This window comes from Luteibacter yeojuensis (genome assembly GCF_000964085.1).
GTDB classification, from domain to species: Bacteria; Pseudomonadota; Gammaproteobacteria; order Xanthomonadales; family Rhodanobacteraceae; genus Luteibacter; species Luteibacter yeojuensis_A.
The window spans coordinates 90,519-105,936 of sequence record NZ_JZRB01000015.1; the positions used below are offsets into that span (position 1 = coordinate 90,519).

The 15,418-nt window shown below is 68.6% G+C and carries 14 protein-coding genes; 3 read left to right on the plus strand and 11 right to left on the minus strand.

Annotated features, from left to right (window positions below):
• Positions 1 to 121: 121 nt before the first annotated feature.
• From hemB to VI08_RS08015, 7 genes are all read right to left on the minus strand, one after another.
• Positions 122 to 1,111, minus strand: a complete 990-nt coding sequence (gene hemB / locus VI08_RS07985; RefSeq protein ID WP_045829038.1) for a porphobilinogen synthase — start codon at positions 1,109 to 1,111, stop codon at positions 122 to 124.
• Positions 1,112 to 1,193: 82 nt separating this feature from the next.
• Positions 1,194 to 1,964, minus strand: coding sequence for a heme ABC transporter ATP-binding protein (locus VI08_RS07990; protein WP_045829039.1), 771 nt, complete (start codon positions 1,962 to 1,964; stop codon positions 1,194 to 1,196).
• Positions 1,961 to 2,998 carry a FecCD family ABC transporter permease gene (locus VI08_RS07995; RefSeq protein ID WP_232309493.1) on the minus strand — a complete coding sequence of 346 codons (1,038 nt, stop codon included), beginning with the start codon at positions 2,996 to 2,998 and terminating at the stop codon, positions 1,961 to 1,963. The genes VI08_RS07990 and VI08_RS07995 overlap by 4 nt, the downstream gene beginning before the upstream one ends.
• Positions 2,995 to 3,831 carry a heme/hemin ABC transporter substrate-binding protein gene (locus VI08_RS08000; RefSeq protein ID WP_045829041.1) on the minus strand — a complete coding sequence of 279 codons (837 nt, stop codon included), beginning with the start codon at positions 3,829 to 3,831 and terminating at the stop codon, positions 2,995 to 2,997. Before VI08_RS08000 ends, VI08_RS07995 begins: the two co-directional genes overlap by 4 nt.
• Positions 3,828 to 4,901, minus strand: coding sequence for a hemin-degrading factor (locus VI08_RS08005; RefSeq protein WP_045829042.1), 1,074 nt, complete (start codon positions 4,899 to 4,901; stop codon positions 3,828 to 3,830). Before VI08_RS08005 ends, VI08_RS08000 begins: the two co-directional genes overlap by 4 nt.
• Positions 4,902 to 4,914: 13 nt before the next feature.
• Complete coding sequence (locus VI08_RS08010) at positions 4,915 to 7,224, minus strand: TonB-dependent hemoglobin/transferrin/lactoferrin family receptor (protein WP_052697773.1); 2,310 nt, start codon at positions 7,222 to 7,224, stop codon at positions 4,915 to 4,917.
• Positions 7,225 to 7,390: 166 nt separating this feature from the next.
• The gene (locus VI08_RS08015) at positions 7,391 to 8,488 is read right to left on the minus strand and encodes an ABC transporter ATP-binding protein (RefSeq protein ID WP_045829043.1); all 1,098 of its coding nucleotides are present in this window, start codon (positions 8,486 to 8,488) and stop codon (positions 7,391 to 7,393) included.
• A gap of 224 nt (positions 8,489 to 8,712) precedes the next feature.
• Between VI08_RS08015 and glk the strand changes: the two genes are divergently transcribed.
• Positions 8,713 to 9,756 (plus strand): glucokinase, encoded by a 1,044-nt coding sequence (glk, locus tag VI08_RS08020; RefSeq protein WP_052697774.1) that lies wholly within the window; start codon positions 8,713 to 8,715, stop codon positions 9,754 to 9,756.
• Positions 9,757 to 9,854: 98 nt separating this feature from the next.
• Here glk and VI08_RS08025 read toward each other — a convergent pair whose 3' ends face one another.
• The 3 genes from VI08_RS08025 to secB all read right to left on the minus strand — a co-directional run bounded on the left by VI08_RS08025 (position 9,855) and on the right by secB (position 14,520).
• Positions 9,855 to 12,866 carry a DEAD/DEAH box helicase gene (locus tag VI08_RS08025; RefSeq protein ID WP_045829044.1) on the minus strand — a complete coding sequence of 1,004 codons (3,012 nt, stop codon included), beginning with the start codon at positions 12,864 to 12,866 and terminating at the stop codon, positions 9,855 to 9,857.
• A 118-nt stretch (positions 12,867 to 12,984) separates the two neighbouring features.
• Positions 12,985 to 14,022: an NAD(P)H-dependent glycerol-3-phosphate dehydrogenase gene (locus VI08_RS08030; RefSeq protein ID WP_045829045.1), complete on the minus strand. Its 1,038-nt coding sequence runs from the start codon at positions 14,020 to 14,022 to the stop codon at positions 12,985 to 12,987.
• 6 nt (positions 14,023 to 14,028) lie between these two features.
• Positions 14,029 to 14,520 carry a protein-export chaperone SecB gene (gene secB, locus VI08_RS08035; RefSeq protein ID WP_045829046.1) on the minus strand — a complete coding sequence of 164 codons (492 nt, stop codon included), beginning with the start codon at positions 14,518 to 14,520 and terminating at the stop codon, positions 14,029 to 14,031.
• Between the two features lie 310 nt (positions 14,521 to 14,830).
• On the opposite strand from secB, the gene rpmB reads away from it, so the two are divergent.
• The gene (rpmB, locus tag VI08_RS08040) at positions 14,831 to 15,067 is read left to right on the plus strand and encodes a 50S ribosomal protein L28 (protein WP_045829047.1); all 237 of its coding nucleotides are present in this window, start codon (positions 14,831 to 14,833) and stop codon (positions 15,065 to 15,067) included.
• Positions 15,068 to 15,079: 12 nt separating this feature from the next.
• Positions 15,080 to 15,244, plus strand: coding sequence for a 50S ribosomal protein L33 (gene rpmG / locus VI08_RS08045; RefSeq protein WP_045829048.1), 165 nt, complete (start codon positions 15,080 to 15,082; stop codon positions 15,242 to 15,244).
• Here rpmG and VI08_RS22190 read toward each other — a convergent pair.
• A partial coding sequence (locus tag VI08_RS22190) for a hypothetical protein (protein WP_232309495.1) occupies positions 15,237 to 15,418 on the minus strand: 182 nt, incomplete at its 5' end. The genes rpmG and VI08_RS22190 overlap by 8 nt on opposite strands.

Sequence of the window (15,418 nt, forward strand, 5' to 3'; positions counted from 1 at the left end):
GATTATGTCATGCGACGAGGCATCGGGTTTGCAGGAAAGCATTCTGTGGGAGCGCGCTTGCGCGCGATGGGACGTGTCGCGAGCAACCATCGCGCGCAAGCGCGCTCCCACAGGGGTAGGTCTAGCCCTTCAGCCAGCGCGCCACGTCGATGGCGAAGTAGGTGAGGATCGCATCCGCGCCGGCGCGCTTCATCGCCACCAGCGATTCGAGCACCACGGCTTTCTCGTCGAGCCAGCCGTTCTGCGCGGCGGCCTTGATCATCGCGTACTCGCCGCTCACCTGGTAGACGAAGGTGGGCGCGCCGAAGGTTTCCTTTACCCGGCGGACGATATCCAGGTACGGCAGGCCGGGCTTCACCATCACGGCGTCGGCGCCCTCTTCGAGGTCGAGCGCCACTTCGCGCAGGGCTTCGTCGCTGTTGCCGACGTCCATCTGGTACGTATGCTTGTTGCCCTTGCCCAGGTTCGCGGCGGAGCCCACCGCATCACGGAACGGGCCGTAGAAACTGGAGGCGTACTTCGCCGAGTAGGCAAGGATGCGGGTGTGGATATGGCCCGCGCCTTCGAGCGCATCGCGGATGGCACCGATGCGGCCGTCCATCATGTCGGAGGGGGCCACGAAATCCATGCCCGCTTCCGCCTGGGCCAGCGACATCTTGATGAGCGCCTCGACGGTCGGCTCGTTCATGACGTAGCCCTCGGCGTCGATGAGCCCGTCCTGGCCGTGCGTGGTGTACGGGTCGAGGGCGACATCGCCGATGAGGCCAAGCCCGGGGAACCGCTGCTTGAGCTCACGCGTGGCGCGCTGGAACAGCGCGTCGGGGTTCCATGCTTCGCGGGCGTCTTCGCTCTTGGCCGAGGCATCGACCGACGGGAACAGCGCCAGCGCCGGGATGCCCAGGGCCACGCATTCGGCCCCGAGCTTCACCAGTTCGTCGATGGAGAGGCGCTCCACGCCCGGCATGGACGGCACGGGCTGGCGCACGCCTTCGCCTTCCACGACGAAGGCCACCATGATGAGGTCGGCGCTGGTGAGGACGGTTTCGCGCATCAGCGCGCGGGAGAAGGCATCGCGGCGCATGCGGCGCATACGGACGGCGGGAAAGGTCATCGGCTTGCCTGTGCGGGTGGCTATCCCGCCATTTTACGCCCCGGCGCGCGGCTGGCGGGGCGTCAGGTCGTCGCAGGCCCGCTCAGGCCGCGCCGATGCCGAACGCGCGGCCCAGCGGGATGCCGTAGATCTCCGAGAGCAGGCCGGTCTCCAGCGCCTCCTGCGGTGGCCCGTGGCGCAGCAGGGCGCCGTGGGCCATCACGGCCACCTCGTCGGCATAACGCGCGGCCAGGTTCAGGTCGTGCAGGACAGCCACCACGCCCATGCCGAGTGCGGCGCAGGCGCGCGCGCGGCGGAGGATGAAGTGCTGGTGGGCGATATCGAGGCCTGCCTCGGGCTCGTCCAGGAGCAGCCAGGCCCCGTCGCTGCCGCCGCCCCACACCTGGGCCAGCACGCGGGCGAGCTGCACCCGCTGCTGCTCGCCGCCGCTCAGGGCCGTGTAGCGCCGGTGGCGTAGCTCCCATGCGTGGGCCGCCCGCAGCGCCGCCGTGGCGATGGCCTCGTCGCGCACGCGGTCGGGCGCGTGCGGGCTGCGGCCGAGCAGCGCCACTTCGAAGGCGGTGAACGCGAAGCCCAGGTCCACGCGCTGCGACAGCATGGCGCGGCGCCGGGCCAGCGCGCGGGGTTCCCACGCCGCCAGCGGCATGCCGTCCAGGCTGACGCCGCCCGCATTAGGCCTCAGGCGGCCGGCGAGCGCGCCCAGCAGCGTGCTCTTGCCGGCGCCGTTCGGGCCCACGAGTACCAGCAGCGTGCCTGGCCGCGCGGCGAGCGATACGTCGCTGAGGATGGTGCGCCCGCCGCGCACCACGCCGACGCCCCGGGCGATAAGGTGGCCGTCCCTGGCCAGGCTCATGACACGGCCTCCCCGGCGCGGCGGCTGAGCAGCAGCCAGAGGAAGAAGGGGCCGCCGACCAGCGCCGTGAGCACGCCGATGGGCAGTTCACCCGGTGCGACGACCGTGCGCGCCAGCGCGTCGGCGGCAACGAGGAGGGTGGCCCCGCCCAGCGCGGACGCCGGCAGGAGGAAACGATGGTCCGGGCCAAAGCCCATGCGCAGCAGGTGTGGCACGACGAGGCCCACGAACCCGATGACGCCGGTGTACGCCACGGCGGCGCCGACCGACAACGCGACAAGCCCGACGAGCCACGGCTGCAGGCGTTCGGGGCGGAAGCCCAGCAGGGCGGCCTCGCCCTCGCCGAGCAGCAGGGCATTCAATGCGCGGGCGGCACGTGGAAGGAGGATGAGTGGCAGCACGATCCACGGCGCCACGATGGCCAGGCGCGGCCAGCTCGCACCGCCCAGGCTGCCGAGCGACCAGAACGTGAGGTCGCGCAGCTGGTTCTCGTTGGCGAGGTACGTGAGCAGGCCCACGCCCGCCATGGCGATGGCATTGATGGCCACGCCGGCCAGCAGCAGGCTGGCCACGCCGGTGCGACGCCGCCCTATGGCGAACACGAGTGCCGTCGCCGCGAGGCCGCCGAGGAACGCGGCGACGGCGACGACCCAGGAGCCCGACTGGCCACCCAGCACAATCGCACCCACCGCGCCAAGCGCGGCGCCGGCGGAAACGCCGACCAGGCCCGGGTCTGCCAGGGGGTTGCGGAACAGCCCCTGCATGGTGGTGCCCCCGGTCGCGAGCGCGGCGCCGACCATCACGGCCAGCACCAGGCGCGGCAAGCGCAAGGCGAGCACCACGTTGTCGTCGCCACGCGCGCCTGCGCCAGCGAGCCAGCGCGACAGCGCACCGGCGATGTCGCCGGGCGTGATCGCCATGGCGCCGCGCGTGAGGCTCCACGTGGCCACCGCGACGAGCAGCAGCGCCAGCGCGCCGAGCATGGCCCGGTGCCCGTGGCGCCGCCGCGGCAGCGGTGCGGCCACGCTGTTCACCGAGACGCCCACCAGGCCTGCAACGCCGCGGCGCTATCCGCGGTGCGCGGGCCAAAACCCAGCAAGGCCTGGCCTTCGACGAAGTAGATGCGCTTCGCCTTGCCTGCCGGCGTATCGGCGACGCCCGGCATCCGCAAGACGCCGTCGATGCCGCCCACGGCGCCTTCGCGTTCCTTCATCAGCAGGATGGCTTCCGGCTTCATCGCCACCAGCGCCTCGGGCGATACGGCCTTGTAGCCCGGCACGCCGGCCGCGGCGTTGACACCCCCGGCCAGCACGATGGCGCGATCGGCGGCCGTGTCGTTACCTGCCGCCATGGGGCTGCCCTGCCCGGTCGACATGAGGAACACCGCGCGCGGATGGGCCGGCATCGCGGCCACCGCCTTCGCCAGCGCGTTGAACCGCGTGGCCACGGTATCGGCCAGCGCATTCGCCTCGGCCGCATGCCCGGTGAGCTCGCCGATGCGCCGGATCTTCGCTTCGATATCCGCCGGCGTGCGCGACGCGGGCAGCGACTCCACGCGCACGCCCGCGCCGCGGATCTGCTCCATCGCCGTCGGCGGCCCCGCGTCGTGCGTGGCCAGGATGAGGTCGGGGCGCAGCGCCAGCACGCCTTCGGCGCTCAGCTGGCGCACGTAGCCGACATCGGGCAGCGCCTGTGCCGCGGACGGGAAGGTGCTGGTGCTGTCGCGCGCGGCCAACTGGCCCTGCGCATGGATGGCATAGAGGGTTTCGGTGACATCGCCACCGAGCGAGACGATGCGCGAGGCGGCGTGGGCCGCCACCGGCGCGAACGCCAGCGCCGCGGCAAGCAGCACGCGATGCGCGTTCATGCCGCCACCCCCACGTTTGCCAGCAGCGCACGCCAGTCCTCGCGCTCGGGAATGCCCGGCTTGCGCTTGCCGAACACCTGGACGATCTGCGTGCCATCCGCCGCGTACAACTCGAGCGAGGTGACCACGCCCTCGGGCACGGGCTTGCGCACCACCCAGCTGCTGGCGATGGCATCGGTGCGCAGGTGGAGGTTGAAGTCGGGGTCCATGACATTGAGCCACGGGCCGGCCATGACGATGTTGCCGACGGGGCCCGTGTGGATCTGCACCACGCCGGGCGAGCCGACGAACACCATCAACGGCGCGCCGGCGGCCGATGCGCCTTCGAGCAGCGTGCGGATCGCACTGTCTTCCACGCGCGTTGCGAACTCCTCGCCGACCAGGCGCAAGGCCTGCGTGCGCGTCACCTTGTGCTTCTTCAGCATGGCGAAAAAATCGTGGGGATCGCGCAGGGCGCGCCAGTGGTCGCGCAACGAGTCCACGTCGACCGTTGTGTCGCCCTGTTGCTCGGGCAGGGGTTGCTCCACCGCGACGATATCGATGAGCGGCGACTGCACCGCCGCCGTGTAGCGATGCAGCAACGCACGCCACGCGGAACGGTGGGTCTCCTCCGTGACATACACCTTGTGCACGGCCTTGCCATCGCCGTCGAAGAACTGCAGGCTTTCCAGCTCCCTGCCGCGCGACACTTCCTTCACCGCGAACCCGTAGCGCCAGTGCTTCAGGAACAGGCGCAGGTCGATGTCCCCCGCCAGCACGATGCCCATGGCCCCGCCGATATCGATGTGGTCGTACTGGCCTTTCTTTTCGTGCACGCAATACTCGTTGCGCGTCAGCGCCATGACCCGGCCCAGTGCAGGCAAGTCGCGGATGATCTGGGGCAACTCGCCTTCGAGCCGCGTGACGCCGTCGCCGACGCGGCTGGCGACGAGCGCGCCTTCGCTCACGCCAAGGCGCTGGGCGGCATCGCGTGCGCGCAGGCCCGGCTCGGCCTCGCGCAAGCGGCGGTAACCGTTGAGTAGCGCCGGGATATCGATGCGCGGCGCCGGGGCGGTCTGGATGTCCTGCATGGCATGGCCTCCTTCAGAAGGTGTAACGGGCCGACACGACCAGCGCGCGGCCGGGCATGGTCAGGCGTTCGATCTGCGCGTTGCGGGCCTGGGTGTCGTCGATGCCACCACCCGTCGCGACATTGGTGAGGACGCCGCCGTGCAGCGAGCCCCAGTCCCAGTACTTGCGGTCGGCGATGTTGGTGACGCCGGCCATCAGCTCCAGCGGTGCCCACGGCTTCCAGTGCGCGTAAAGGTCGAGCGTGGCGTAGCCGGGCGCGCGGAAGGTCGTGTCGTCGTCGAGGCGCGACTTGCGCTTCACGCCCTTGCCGACGAGTTCCGCGCCCCAGGTCTCGTTGTCGTAGGCGATGCCCAGCGTGGCGGTAAGCGGGTCGACGCTGTTGAGCGGCGACCAGCCGCCTTCATAGGTTTTCTTGTCGCCCTTCGACGCGGCGAGGTTGCCCTCCACGCGCCAGCCGCGCAGGGCATCGCTGAGCGAGCCCAGCATCAGCCCACCGGATGCTTCGACACCCTTGATGGTGGCCTTGGGGAAGTTCACCGCCTGCATGACGATCAGCAGGTTCTGGTTGAGCGCCCACTGTGGCCATTCGCTACGCGGCAGGGTGAACCCGCCGAAGATGAAATCGCGGTAACGGTTGTAGTACGCGCTGGCGCTGAAATAGCCCAGGTCGCCGTTGCCGCGCACGCCGACCTCGATGCCCTTGCTGGTTTCGGGCTTGAGGCTGGCATTGGGCACGATGCCGTAGAGGCGCGCGGTGCCCCACGCCACGGCCAGTTCGTTGTAGAGCGGCGGGCGGAAGCCCTGGCTATAGTTGCCGAACAGCTCGACGTTATCGGTGACCGACCACGTGACGCCCAGCTTGGGCGAGAAGCGGTTCTTGCTCACCTCCCCGAGGCCATCCTGGACGAAGGCGCTCTGGTAGTACGCATCATCCGGGTCGGGCTTGAAGCGGTAGTGGTCCCAGCGCACCCCCGGGGTGATGCGCAGGCGGCCATCGAGGAGGGCGATCTCGTCCTGCGCGAACACCGCATAGCGGTCGGTATCATTGCGCGGGAAGAAGTGCAGCGGGTAGTTCTCGGGCATGTACGGCGAGCTGCTCGAGGTCACGCCCGTGGCGATGTTGGTGCCCTGCCCGCCCAGTTGCCCCGTGGGCGTGGTGCGCGAGGCCTCCACGCCGTAGGCGATGCGCTGCTGCACGCTACCGGAGTCGATCGTCTTGCCCAGCGTGAGGTGGCCGCCGAACAGCTTCTCGTTGAGGTCGCTGAGGTAAAGGCGATCGTACGTGGCATTGCGCGTGGGCACGTTGGCCAAGGTGCGCGTCGTGGATTCCGTTTCCGATTTTTGCCAGTACGCGTCCCACGCCAGCGTGTCGGCGATGCCGATGGCCAGCGTCGGGAAGCGCTGGCCCACCGACACCCGCTGGCGCGTGGCGCGGTCCTCGGCGGTGTCGGTAAGCAGGCGAGTGGTGCCCGCCTGGCCCACGGCGCTAAGCACGTTGGTGTCGGTGCTGTTGCGGTATACCTCGGCCGTGACGCGGTCCTCGCGCCCGCTCCCCGCCACGTGCACGTATTTCGCCAGCACGCTGGTCGTGTCGAAGGTGAGCGGATCGGGGCGCGTGCGCGTGAAGTTGCGCGTCGATGCCTCGCCCTTGTTGGCAAGGTCGTGGCCTTCGACGTGGTTGGCCACGATGACGATGCCATTGTCGGGGCGGCCGCCGGCCAGCGTCAGCGACGTGCCCAGCGAGCGGTTGGCGCTGTCGTAGCGCTCGCGGACAGAAACGTAGGTGTCCTTCCCGCTTTGCAGGTAATCCGCCGGGTCTTTCGTCGTGTAGCGCACCGTGCCACCCAGCGAATCGGACGGGTTCAGCGCCGATGCCGGCCCGCGCGTGATTTCCACGGCCTTGAGCGTGTCGGGGTCGACAAAGCTGCGGCCGGCGCGCATGCCGGTGGTGGAAAAGCCAAACGAACTGGAGGCCGGCACGCCATCGGTGAGGATGGAGACGCGGTTACCGTCAAGGCCACGGATGTTGTAGCTGTCGAGGCCCCAGCGGCCGGCGGTGCCGACGACGGAGACGCCCGGCTCGTATTTCACGAGGTCGCGGATGTTCGCGACCAGGTGGCGGTCCATTTTCTGGCGGTCGATGACAGTGACCGTGGCGGGCACGTCGAAGCGCAGCGACGAGCCGATGGCCGTCACGGTGATGCGCGGCAGGTCGTCGGCCGCGGCCGCCGCGGTGGGCGCATCGGCGGCGTGGGCCGCGGTGGCGCAAAGCAGCGCCGCGCCGACGGCGGCGGCGAGGTGGGTCTTCCTGGAGTGGCGCACGTGGATCGTCCTTCGCTAGGGATCGGGAGCTTGCGAAGGAGGCACGGGCCTCCGGCTGGCGGCCGGTTATCGGGGAGTGGTTCGCCGCCTCTTCATGGGCGGTGCCTGCCCATATTAATAAGAATGGTTCTTATTCACAATATGAGAAATTACCCAGCCGCCGGGCTCACGCAACGTCGATGCGCGAGGTCGTTTCCGGGTCGAAGAAATGCAGGCGCCCGGCATGGAAGCCCAGGCCGACATCGGTGCCCGGCTGGATCGACGAATGCGGGGGCACGCGCGACACCAGCTCTTCGTCCGCGTGACGCATGTTGAGGAACACTTCGTTGCCCACCGGCTCCACCACTTCCACGTGTGCGCGGAGGCGCTCGGTGATGCCCGGGTGGTCGGCGGTGGTGAGCAGGTCCTCAGGGCGCAGGCCAACGATGAGCGGCTTGTCGATGTACGCGGCCAGCGCGGGCGCATCCACCCCCAGCGTGATGCTGCCGTCGGCCATCACCAGGCGCAGGCCATCGTCGCGGCGCAGCGTGCCGTGGAACAGGTTCATCGCCGGGCTGCCCAGGAAGCCCGCCACGAAGAGGTTGGCCGGTTTGTTGTAGAGGTTCATCGGCGTATCGAGCTGCTGGATGACGCCACCATTGAGCACCACGATACGCTGGCCCAGCGTCATGGCCTCGATCTGGTCGTGCGTCACGTACACCATGGTGGCGCCGACGCGGCGATGGATGCGGGCGATTTCCACGCGGGTGGAAAGGCGCAGCTTGGCATCCAGGTTCGACAACGGCTCATCGAGCAGGAACACCGAGGGGTCGCGCACCAGGGCGCGGCCCAGGGCCACGCGCTGGCGCTGGCCACCCGACAGCGCAGCCGGACGATGGTCGAGCCGTTCATCGAGGCCGAGCATGTCGGACGCTGCGGCGACGCGCTTGTCCACTTCCGCCTTGTCCACGCCGCGCAGGCGCAGGCCGAAGCCCAGGTTCTCGCGCACGGTCATGTGCGGGTACAGGGCGTAGTTCTGGAACACCATGGCGATGTCGCGATCTTTCGGCGCCACGTCGTTCACCACCCGGTCACCAATGCGCATCGTGCCGCCGGATATGGACTCGAGGCCGGCGATCATGCGCAGCAAGGTGGTCTTGCCACAGCCCGAGGGGCCCACGAGCACCAGGAGCTCGCCATCGGCGATCTCGAAGCTTGCTTCTTTCAGGGCCACGTGGCCATTGGGGTAAACCTTGCGCACCTTGTCGAGGGTGACCGCTGCCATCAGGACTCTCCGAATGAGGCCGGGGCTGGCGCGCGAAGGCGTGCCAAGGACCCGGCTGATGGGGTATTCTGCCGACGTAATCGTTTACGTCAAAGTGTCGACCCCCACGGCCCCATTCAGGACTCCCCGGCTGTGTCAACGGAGTGAAGAGGAAACCGTCACTAGACGAGAGCCCCCGCAGGAGGCAACCTTGCGGGCTTCCCTGATACGACAGGTTCCCCAACATGGCTAACGTGAGCGCCGCGGCGCCGACCCTGCTTGCCGACCTCGGCGGCACGAATGTCCGCTTTGGCATTGCCCACCCGGAAGAAGACCAACCGCTTGTCCAGGAAAGCATCCGGCGCTACCACGTGAAGGACTACGCCTCGCTGGCCGACGCCGCGAAGCAGTATTTCAAGGAAACCGGCCACCAGGCGCAGCGTGCGATCATCGCCGCCGCCGGCCGCATCGATAACGGCGAGACGGTCAAGGTCACCAACAACCCCTGGGCCATCAACGCCAAATCGCTCGCGGGCGAGCTCGACCTCGAGTGGGTGCACCTGGTGAACGATTTCGCGGCGCAGTCCATGGCCGTGATGCTGATGAGCCCGGACAAGGTCATCGACGACAAGGGCACCACCGAACTGATGCAGGTCGGCGGGGCCGCCGTGCCGCGCATCGGCGGCAAGGACGAACAGACCTTCGTGGTCGTGGGCCCGGGCACCGGCCTCGGCGTGGGCGGCCTGCTCATCCGCGGCGACAAGGTGAGCGTGCTGCAGACCGAGGGTGGCCACGCCGGCTTCGCCGCGCACAGCGCCGAGGACATCGAAATCCTCAAGGTGCTGAACCTGCGCTACGGGCGTGTCTCCAACGAGCGCCTGATCAGCGGCGGCGGCCTGCAGAACCTGTACACCGCCATCTGCGAGATCTCGGGCCAGAAGCCCGACGAGAAGATCACCCCGGAAGACATCACCAAGCGCGCCACCGACGGCAGCTGCGCCATGTGCCAGCGCGCGGTTGAAACGTTCGCGGGCATCTTCGGCAGCGTCGCGGGCGACCTGGTACTGACGCTCGGCGCATGGGATGGCGTCTACCTCACCGGCGGCATGACCCCCATCCTCATCCCGTGGATCCAGAAGCATTTCCGCGAGCGCTTCGAAGCCAAGGGCCGCTTCCGCGACACGATGGAACAGGTGCCCACCCAGGCCATCATGAACCCGGAACCCGGCCTCATTGGCGGCGCCGCGCTCGCGATCGTCGAGGCTGGCGGTACGCCGCTGCGCCGCTGATCAAACGCATCGCGCGCAAGCGCGCTCCCACGAGAACAAGCGCGCTCCCACAAGATGCAGGCGCTTAACTGTGGGAGCGCGCTTGCGCGCGATTGCCTTTAGCTCGAAGGCGCCAGCAACGCATCCAGGTCGCTCTCGTCGAAGCTCAGCTTCTCGCGGCTGCCACCGCCCTCGAGCACCGCATCGGCCAGTTCCGCCTTGCGCGCCTTCAGTTCCTCGATGCGCTCTTCCACCGTGCCCGCGGTGATGAGGCGGTAGACGAACACCGGCTTGTCCTGGCCGATGCGGTGCGCGCGGTCGCTGGCCTGTGCCTCGGCGGCGGGGTTCCACCACGGGTCGTAGTGGATGACCGTATCGGCGCTGGTGAGGTTGAGGCCCACGCCGCCCGCCTTGAGCGAGAGCAGGAACAGCGGCACCTCGCCATCCTGGAAACGCTGCACGGGCTCGGCGCGGTCGCGCGTTTCGCCGGTGAGCGTGACATAGCTGAGGCGGCGGCGATCCAGCTCGTTGGCGATGAGCTTGAGCATCTCGGTGAACTGGCTGAAGAGCAGCACGCGGCGGCCCTCGGCCAGCAGCGCGGGCAGCATGTCCATCAGCAGTTCGAACTTGGCCGATTCGCGCACGCCACGCGCGGCTTCGAGTTTCACGAGGCGCGGGTCGCAGCACACCTGGCGCAGCTTCAGCAGCGCATCGAGCACCACGATGCCGCTGTGCGCGATGCCACGCTGCGCGATGACCTCGCGCAATTCTTCTGCGAGCGAAAGGCGCAGGCTTTCGTACAGATCGCGCTGGCGCGGCTCCATGACCACGCGCCGCGTGATCTCGGTTTTCGCCGGCAGCTCCGATGCCACCTGCGCCTTCGTGCGGCGCAGGATGAAGGGCGCGATGCGCCGGTTGAGGCGCTCCTGCACGTCGGTATCGGAATGTTTTTCGATCGGCGCGCGGTAGTGTCGGCGGAACGCACCCTCGTCGCCGAGCAGGCCGGGGACGGCCAGATCGATCTGCGACCACAACTCGCCAAGGTGGTTTTCGAGGGGCGTGCCGGTGAGGCACAGGCAACGCGGGATCTTCAGCGCCAGCAGTGCGCGGCGCGCCTGCGTGCGTGGGTTCTTCACCTGTTGCGCCTCGTCGAGCACGACGAGCGAGAACGGCTGCTTCTTCAGCGCCTCCACGTCGCGCGGCAACAGCGCGTACGTGGTGAGGATGACGTCGTGCTCCGCCATGCGGGTGAACGTCTCCGCACGCTGCGGGCCATGCAGCGCCAGCAGGCGCAGGCTGGGCGCGAAACGCGCCACTTCGGAGACCCAGTTCGGCACCAGGCTGGTCGGTACAACCACCAGCGCCGGGGACTCGAGCTGGCCGCTTTCTTTCAGCGCGAGCAGGTGCGTGATGAGCTGCAGGGTCTTGCCCAGGCCCATGTCGTCGGCGAGCACGCCACCGGTGCCGGCCTCGGCCAGCGCGTTCATCCAGCGCAGGCCATCGCGCTGGTAACCGCGCAGCTCGGCCTGCAGGCCCGCGGGCACGGCATCGCTGGCGCGCTCGGCCGCTTCACGCAGGCGCTTGGTGAAACCGCGCAGGCGCTCGGGTGCCTCGAACGAGCCGCCGCTGGGCAGTGCCTGGACGAGTTCTTCGAGGCGCCCCGCCTGCACCCGCGGCAGGTGCAGCTGCTGGCGCGGTTTTTCCAGGTACTCGGCGAGCGGCGCGAGCAAGTCACGGAGTTCTTTCAGCCGAACGGGTACTCGGCGGCGATCATCCACCGGCGCGTACCACACGGAATCCTCCGCCTCGCCCGGCAGCGGGCTGAGGCTGAGCTGGTGCTCGGCCAGCGCCTGCGCCACGGCGGGCAGCAGGTTCACGCGCTTGCCTTCCACCTCGATGCCGATCTCGAGGTCGAACGCGCGGTCGGCATCGTCCTCGCGGGCCTCGCCGTACCAATGCACAGGGCCCTCGAGCACCTCGAACGGGAAACTCGGTGCGTACTCGAGGACGAAGTTATCGCCCTCGAGCTTGGGGCGCAGCGCGAGCCAGCGCGCCGGCGTGTTCACTTCGAGCGCACCCGCGTAGCCCTTGCCCGGGAACAGCCAGGCATCGTCGGGCAGCGTATCGGCCATGTCCCAGGGGAGGCCTTCGGTATCCACCGCGGGGTTGAGGCCGGCGGCTTCGAGGCTTTCCATGCTGGAGAGTTCCTCGGCGCGGCGGCGCGTGATTTCCAGCAGCACGCCGTTGCGCACGCGGCGCACCAGTGGCTCGCCGCCGCGGCCGGGCAGGCGTTCGCCCGCGTAATCGAACGAGAGGCGGCCGTACGCCAGCGGCGGCGTGCCGGCGGCGAGGCGCGCATGGCGGGTGAGCGCGTGAAGCGTGAGGATGGGCCGCGGGGATACTTCGGCGCGGCGCATCTCGCCGAATACCTGCGGCGCAGGCACGCGCGAACCCATGGGCATGTCGCCGAGGCCGGCGACGAAGGTGCCGGTGCTCTCCGGTGGCAGGGGCGGCAGATCGAGCCATGCGCTTTCGGCCGGGTCGCTATCGAGCGGGCCCACCTCGGCATGCTCGGCGTCGAGGAACCACAGGGTGCCGACGCGGAACAAGCGCTGGCTGGCGGGCACGTCGGGCAACAGCTTCTGGCTGCCATCCTTTTCCACGTTCCAGCGCCACTTCAGCGCATGCGGCTCGCCGCGCGACAGGCGCAGGCCGGCCACGCCACCGAAGAAGCACGGGGCGGCGTCGAGTACCTGGGCAAGCAGCTGGTCGCCGAGCGGGCCGGCGAAGCGCGCGTAGCTGCGGCTTTTGCGAAGTGTCTGAGGAAGGCCCAGGACGGTGGCCGCGAGGCGCTTCTCATCGACACTGAGAACAGACTCAGGCAGGTGGCGGCTATCGAGCGGCAGCGGGCGTGAGAAGCGGCCGTCCTCGCCCTGCGTGAGCAGCACGGGGGCGACATCGAGCCGGGCGGCCGGCTCATGGTCGTCGTTGACGCCCTCGAGAAAGAACCCCAGCACCACGCGATCCGGTGCGGGCGCCTTCGGCGTGATGCCACCCATGGCACGTTGCCATGCCACGGGGAGTTCCCCCGCCGGGTCGGCTCGCCTGCGCTTGTCGTCCGGTTGCTGCATCCGTGTCGGCCTTGCCTGCGCGACCAAAACAGGAAGCTTAGCAAAGGCCGGGCGGCATGCCCGTAGGATTTTTTACCCGGGACCGGCCCGGTTCAGCGAAGCGCGAGGCGGATCCGGGCTAGGCCCGGCGGCCCGCGAACAGGTCGACGGGGTACTCGGCTTTCTGTTCGCGGCCCATGAGCTGGCGCACGCCCTCTTCCGGGGTGACCTCGCCATGGAGCACGGCGCGCACGGCGGCGGAGATGGGCAGGTCGAGCCCGTGGAAGCCCGCCAGGCGGGCCACCTCGTCGGCCGTGACCACGCTTTCCACCACCTGGCCGATCTGGCGCACGGCCTCGTCCAGGGGGATACCCCGGCCCAGGGCCAAGCCCAGGCGGCGGTTGCGGGAAAGATCGCCGGTACAGGTCAGCACCAGGTCGCCCAGGCCTGCCAGGCCCATGAGGGTTTCGGCGCGGGCACCGAGCGCCACGCCCAGGCGGAGCATCTCGTTCATGCCGCGGGTGATGAGGCCGGCGCGTGCGTTGAGGCCCAGCTCCATGCCATCGGCCACGCCCGTGGCTACCGCCAGCACGTTCTTCATGGCGCCACCCAGCTCGGCCCCGAGGATGTCGTGGCCGGTGTAAGCGCGGAAGTTCGGGGCATGGAGCAGGTTGGCCAGCTCCTTGCCGAAGGCCTCGTCGGTGGCGTGCACCGTGACCGCGCTGGGCAGGCCCGCCGTGACCTCGCGGGCGAACGACGGGCCCGTGACCACCGCGGCCGGGTGCCCGGGCAGCTTCTCGTTCACCAGCTCGTGCAGGAAGCGGCCGGTACCCGTCTCGAAGCCCTTGGTGGCCCACGAAATGCGGGCACCCGGGTCGAGCATGGGGATGATCTCGTCCAGCACCGACGCGAACGCGTGGCTGGGCACCACGATGAGCACGATGCCCGCCCCGCGCAGGGCGCTGGCGAGGTCGGCCTCGTAGGCCAGCTCGGGCGGCAGGTCGAGATCCGGCAGGTAGCGCAGGTTGCGCCGCGCCGTGGCCATCTCGGCCAGGGCGCTGGCGTCACGCCCCCACAAGCGCGTGGGGACGTCGTTGCGCGCCAGCAGCGCGGCCAGCGCGGTGCCCCAGGACCCGGCGCCGAGGACGGCGACGGTGGGTCGGGAAGGAGCCGTCACGTGGGCTCAGCTGTTGAGCGGGTGGGCACCGGCGCCCTCGAGCTGCTGGCGCTGCTGTTCGGCGTAGAGGGCGTCGAAGTTGATCGGCTGGAGCAGGAACGGCGGGAAACCACCCTCCTGGACCATGGCGGAGACCATCTGGCGGCCATACGGGAACAGCAGGTTCGGGCAGTACGAGCCGAGGATGCCGTCGCGGTCTTCATCGGTGAAGCCGCCGATGCCGAAGATGCCGGCCTGGTGCACTTCCGCCAGGTAGGCGGTGCGCTCGCCCAGCGAGCAGGTGAGCGTCAGCGACAGCACCACTTCGAAGAGGTCGTTGCCGAGGTCGACGGCCTTGTGGCCAAGGTTGAGCTGGACCTGCGGCTGGGCTTCGGTCTCGCCCATTTCCTGGAAGATCTGCGGGGCGTTGGGGGCTTCGAACGAAGCGTCCTTCACGTAGATCTTCTGCAGCACGAGCTGGGGCTGGCCGGCCTGGCCGTTGGCGGTGATGTCTGCCATGGTCTTCAATCCTCGGAAATCTTGCGTCTTGGGGTAGGTCTTCGCGCGCGTGGCGCGAAAGCCGGGATTGTTTCACACAACCCGGGCAAGCGCACACATGGCTTGCGTGAAGGGGGCATGATCTGGGAGAATGCCCGGCTTCCCTCTGCCAACCCGTAACCACGGGCAGGCCCGTCACGCGATGCGGGCCTCGAACTGGCGGGAATCGCTCCACCTCCAGCCATCGCGTGGCGCCCTGTGTTCACGGGTCGCGGCTGGGCCGTTGCCGTCCTGGCCAAAGGGCGGTTGAACCCAATCTTAGGAGGCCCGCATGGCCCGTAGATGCCAAGTCACCAACAAGGGTGTGCGCACTGGTAACAATGTGTCGCACGCGAACAACAAGACCCGTCGCCGCTGGTTGCCGAACCTGCACGAGCGTCGCTTCTGGGTCGCCAGCGAGAACCGTTGGGTCAAGCTGCGCGTTTCGAACCACGCCCTGCGTACGATCGACAAGAACGGCATCGAAGCCGTGCTGGCCGACCTCCGTTCCCGCGGCGAAAAGATCTAAAGGAGTCCGACAATGGCTGGCAAGCGCGACAAGATTCGCCTGATCTCCTCCGCGGGTACCGGGCACTTCTACACCACGGACAAGAACAAGAAGAACACGCCGGAAAAGATGCTGATCAAGAAGTACGATCCCGTCATCCGCAAGCACGTGGAATACAAGGAAGGCAAGATCAAATAAGATCTTGAAAAGAACCCGCCGCAAGGCGGGTTTTTTTTCGACCCCCGTAGGAGCGCACACCTGTGCGCGATGCTTTTGGCGACAGGGCAACAGGGCCTGAAGCGTTGTCGCGAAAGATGTCGCCCACAAGTGGGCTCCTACAACAGGGCACAAAAAAAGGTTCTTCGCGGATTA